This window comes from Metabacillus rhizolycopersici (assembly GCF_020075705.1).
The window spans coordinates 1-442 of sequence record NZ_JAIQUM010000281.1; the positions used below are offsets into that span (position 1 = coordinate 1).

The 442-nt window shown below is 36.2% G+C and carries 1 protein-coding gene; it reads left to right on the forward strand.

Going from position 1 to position 442, the window contains the following annotated elements:
* Positions 1-45: 45 nt before the first annotated feature.
* The coding region (locus K9V48_RS28630; protein WP_224142360.1) for a helix-turn-helix domain-containing protein at positions 46-442 on the forward strand (397 nt) is incomplete at its 3' end.

Below are 442 nucleotides of genomic sequence, written 5' to 3' on the forward strand. Positions count from 1 at the left end.
CCCCAAAAGTTAGAGTTGAAAATCTAACCTTTGGGGTGTTTATTTATGACTAAATATAGTGATGAATTTAAGATTATGGTAGTTCGAGAATATCAAGAAGGAGAGCTTGGATATCAACGTTTAGCTAAAAAACATGGTGTGAAGTCACCCAAGCAGATTATTAACTGGGTGAAAAATTATGAGGAATTCGGAACTGAAGGAATAATAAGAAAGAAACAGAAGAAAACTTATTCTGTTCAATTCAAGCTGGATGTATTAAGCTTTATGAAAAGAACAGGGTCTTCAGTAACAGAAACAGCTCTTCAATTTGGGCTAACAAATCCTCCTATGATAACCTCATGGAAGAAAACATTTTTAGATGGTGGTGCTGAAGCTCTGGATAGATCGAAAGGACGGCCACCTATGTCTGATGAAGCTAAGAACAGAAAGAACAAACACTCAG